This is a genomic window from Microseira sp. BLCC-F43 (assembly GCF_041929235.1).
Lineage (GTDB): Bacteria > Cyanobacteriota > Cyanobacteriia > Cyanobacteriales > Aerosakkonemataceae > Microseira.
Genome location: NZ_JBHFNP010000102.1, coordinates 1 through 4,226 on the forward strand (window position 1 = coordinate 1; position 4,226 = coordinate 4,226).

The 4,226-nt window shown below is 49.5% G+C and carries 4 protein-coding genes; 1 reads left to right on the forward strand and 3 read right to left on the reverse strand.

The window, feature by feature from the left end; genetic code table 11:
* Nucleotides 1-346: 346 nt before the first annotated feature.
* Nucleotides 347-1,351: a cytochrome d ubiquinol oxidase subunit II gene (gene cydB / locus ACE1CM_RS15250; RefSeq protein WP_374878363.1), complete on the reverse strand. Its 1,005-nt coding sequence runs from the start codon at nucleotides 1,349-1,351 to the stop codon at nucleotides 347-349.
* A gap of 9 nt (nucleotides 1,352-1,360) precedes the next feature.
* A complete protein-coding gene (locus ACE1CM_RS15255; protein ID WP_374878364.1) occupies nucleotides 1,361-2,803 on the reverse strand; it encodes a cytochrome ubiquinol oxidase subunit I in 1,443 nt (480 codons plus the stop codon).
* Between the two features lie 229 nt (nucleotides 2,804-3,032).
* Here ACE1CM_RS15255 and ACE1CM_RS15260 point away from each other — a divergent pair, with 229 nt between their 5' ends.
* The gene (locus tag ACE1CM_RS15260) at nucleotides 3,033-3,548 is read left to right on the forward strand and encodes a DsrE family protein (protein ID WP_374878365.1); all 516 of its coding nucleotides are present in this window, start codon (nucleotides 3,033-3,035) and stop codon (nucleotides 3,546-3,548) included.
* Here ACE1CM_RS15260 and ACE1CM_RS15265 read toward each other — a convergent pair.
* Entirely contained in the window at nucleotides 3,537-3,800 is a 264-nt protein-coding gene (locus tag ACE1CM_RS15265) for a hypothetical protein (RefSeq protein WP_374878366.1), read from the reverse strand. The genes ACE1CM_RS15260 and ACE1CM_RS15265 overlap by 12 nt on opposite strands.
* Nucleotides 3,801-4,226: the final 426 nt, after the last annotated feature.

Consider the following 4,226-nt stretch of genomic DNA (forward strand, 5'->3'; position numbering starts at 1 on the left):
TAGTATCGTTGTGTAATACAAAATCTGCTTCCATGAGACCCCTTATTTAACCGCGAACGCGAGTGCGTGCGCGCAGCGCATAGACGCGATAGCGAAGCGAAACGCGATAGCGTTTTAGGACACAAAGAAAGAAGAAGAAGATAAAAGGGGTTGTCGAGATGGATTTGGATAAGTCCTGATTTCATAAATTTTTGCCAGAATTCTTTGCCCCTACCCATTTTTTCAACAAATTCAGCAGAAATGTAGGACGGGCAAGGCGATCTTAATCCTTCAAACCCAATCCAGAGGATAATTATACGCCTTGCCCGCGCCTGAATTGATAGCGTAAATCATGATGTCCGGGGACTTAATGCCCTCCGGTCACTTTCCCGCGAAAGACCACGTAATTATAGATGTTGTAAAACAACATTATCGGAATCAAAAACCCGATAAAGACAATCATGAATACCAAAGCGCTGGGGGATGCAGCCGCTTGGTAAATGGTAATTTTGGGCGGGATGATGTAGGGAAAAATCACTAGCCCCAAACCGAGAAAGGAGAGCAAAAAAATCAGCATCGTCCAGACGAAAGGCGCTCGTTCTTCCTGACGATTGAGACTTTGCAACAGGAACCCAATCAACAGTCCGCCGAGGACGGGAATCGCAGCAAAGAAGCAAAGTTGCGGGGTTTCAAACAAGCGCGATCGCGCCTGTTCGGAGAAAATGGGCGTGCTGACCGTAATAAAAACTGCGCCAATTAGCGTCGTCCAAGCAGCCAGTTTCGCCGTCTTGTAGTGAGTTTGTTGCAATTCGCCAGTGGTTTTCATCACCAGGTAAGTAGAGCCAATCAGCACGTACCCTTGAATTAAGGTTAACGCGACCAAAAGCGATCGCCAACTCAGCCAATCCCACATCCCACCGATAAAATGTCCGGCCTCATCTACGGCGATCCCTTCAAACACCGTACCGAGGGCAAATCCCTGACCCAAAGCAGCCAGGAAACTTCCCGCACCAAAAGCCAGGTTCCAAAAGAATTTGCGATCGGCATTCTCCCGAAACTCAAAGGCAACAGCCCGCAAAATCAGTCCGACGATCATCACGACAGCCGGGATATACAAGGCATTGAGAATTGTAGCGTAGGCGAGGGGAAACGCCCCGAATAAAGCGCCTCCCATCAACACCAACCAAGTTTCATTCGCATCCCAGACATTGCCCAAGCTGGTCATCAGAATGCTGCGACGCTCTTCCGTTGATGCCGTGAGAGAAAGGATGCCAATGCCCAAATCGAATCCGTCGAGCAGGATATAAAGAAACAGAAATAGCCCGAGAATCACAAACCAAACTTGAGGCAAGAAATGTTCTAATGCGTCCATATCGTTCTCCTATTGCTGCGCTTCGACCGGACGGCGGTCGGGTTCGTGTTGGGCGGGAGTCGTATCCAGCGTGGGTTGCACGGCTTCTTTGGGGATCGGCAACTCCAGATTCGGCCCTCGGCGAATGATGCGGCTGCCAAAATAGAGGGCAGCAATCAATAGGAGGGTATAGAGAACCACAAACCCAGTTAAAGATGCCAGCACCTCCCCGGCCGGCAACTGGGAAGCTGCATCCGCCGTGCGCAGTTCGCCGTAAACCGTCCAAGGTTGTCGTCCCACGCAACGCACGATCCAACCCGCTTCCACGGCGATGTAACCGAGCGGTGCGGAGAAAATCCAACCGATGAGGAGCCATTTTTGTTGTGCGATCCCATCGGCAGTAAGTTTCCCGCGCAACCATCGAACGACGCTTAAAAGCATCAAACCCGCTAAAAAGAACCCAATACCGCTCATGATCCGGAACGAGTAGTAAATCAATCCCACCATGCGAGGACGATTTTCCGGTTGCCATTCCTTGAGTCCGCGCACGGGTTCGGAAAGGGTCGGTTTGAGTTCCAGAATGTAACTTAAGGCTTTGGGAACTTTGATTTCCCAATCATTGCGTTCGCTTTTTTCGTTGGGAATGGCTACCAGACTCCAATCGGCCGATTGTCCGGCGGGAAGGGTTTCCCACTGCGCCTCGATCGCGGCCAGTTTTGTGGGTTGATAGCGATAGACTTGTTCGGCACTCAGATGGCCGATGAAGATTTGTAACGGGGCTACCGCGATCGCGGCGGCGAGAACGATCTTGAACGACTTGGCAAAAAATGCCTCGTGACGGCGATTGAGAATATACCAAGCGCTGATTCCACCGATGACAAACAGCGAAGTCTCCAAGGTGGCAAAAAACATATGGAGGACGCTATTGACCATGAAGGGATTGAAAATGGCCTGGAAGTAGTCGCTCACCACAAACTTGCCGTTAACAAACGTCCCACCCGCCGGAGTTTGCAGCCAAGAATTCGCAACTAAAATCCAAAACGTCGATAAATTTGCGCCAAAAGCAACCATAATCGTTGCCAGGTAGTGAATGGGGGGCGGCACTCGCTCCCATCCAAAGAGCATAATGCCCAAAAAACCGGCCTCCAACATAAAGGCCATCGACGCTTCAAAACCTAAAATACTGCCAAAGAAATCGCCCACCGCCTCGGAAAAGGGGGCCCAGTTGGTGCCGAACTGAAATTCCATCGGCAGTCCGGATGCAACCCCAATGCCAAAATTAAGAACGTACAACTTCGACCAAAATCGCGCGTGACGATAGTAATCGGGATTCTTGGTTTTCAGCCACAGTCCTTCGACAATTACTAGGTAAATGGCCATCCCTGTCGTGAGGACGGGCCAAAGCATATGAAAAATTGCAGTTAGAGCAAATTGCATCCGCGACAAAACCACGGAGTTCGTCAGAAAATCCATAGCTAATGCCTCACCCAGAGTTTTATTTATCAAGAAATGTCGCCTAACGTTATTGCTTGTAACAAATTTCTGTGGGTTCGAGCTAAAGACCGGAAGTCAAACTTTTAGAAATTACAGATTTTCTTTAGGATTGCCCCAGCGGAAGATGACTTTGACAGCCCGTCTTTTGACAAATCGAGGAACGGCTTATAAAGCTTGTGATGAGTTCTTTGTTTTTGACGATTGAGCCATGAAAAAAAATCGCGTGCCAAAGATAGGGGTTGGAATTACCGTCGGAGCAATTGTGCTGTTAGGAACGCCAGCCTTAACTATTTTGGTTTCTCAATCGTCAGTCTCTGCTCAGCATCAAAATCCAGCAACGCCCGTACCGAGCGCGAATAACCAGAAGATCGTCGTACATCTCACGCACGGGACTGACGATCTCCATGCCGTCTTCATGGCTCTTAAACTGGCTTCCAATTTGCAGAAGCAAGGGGCGCAAGTGACCCTACTTCTCACCTTAGAGGGCGTGCGCATTGTCGATGTCACACAACCGCTCGATTTACGATGGGGAAAGAAAAATATGACACTGGCAGAGCTCTACCAAGACTTTTTAAGCGCAGGCGGTACAGTGAGGGTTTGCCCGGTATGTGCGGAAGCAGTTGGTATTGATGCGAATTCCCTGCGACCGGGCGCGCAGTTGGCAGTGGAAAACAACGATATCCCAAGTTTAATTCTGGGCGCGGATAAGGTTTTAGGCTTTTAAGCGATCGCGCAATTCAGACAACAGGGCCGCACAAAAATCGACAGCAACGACTGAGAACCCCAACTCGGCTAATGGAATGGATTGAAATCCCGATCCCGCTCCTAAATCAACAGCCAATCCTCGCGGAGTTGAATCGATTGCAAGCTGGCGAAAAAGATCGCGATTGCGTTGGAATGCTGCTTCTGGAGTACCCGCCATCCAACTGTAAACCGAAGCAAGTTGCCGGTCATAGTGGTCTTTCGCTGCGTTCATGTTTTTTCAACAAATTAAGCAGAAATGTAGGACGGGCAAGGCGATCTTAATCCTTCAAACCCAACCCTTGAAGTCGATTGTACGCCTTGACCGCCCAGGCCCGATCCCGTCAATTAATGATGTCCGGTACTGATGCAGACTATCGGGCAAGAGTCGCTGAAAAACACAATAGACCTCTCCAATAAGTCCTAAACCCTTTCCCTGTTTGGTTTTTGACTGCCTGCCCCTTAAACGGAAGTTTCTATATGTAGGGTGCGTTAGCGATCGCGTAACGCACCATCTACTATTTAGTATCGTTGTGTAATACAAAATCTGCTTCCATGAGACCCCTTATTTAACCGCGAACGCGAGTGCGTGCGCGCAGCGCATAGACGCGATAGCGAAGCGAAACGCGATAGCGTTTTAGGACACAAAGAAAGAAGAAGA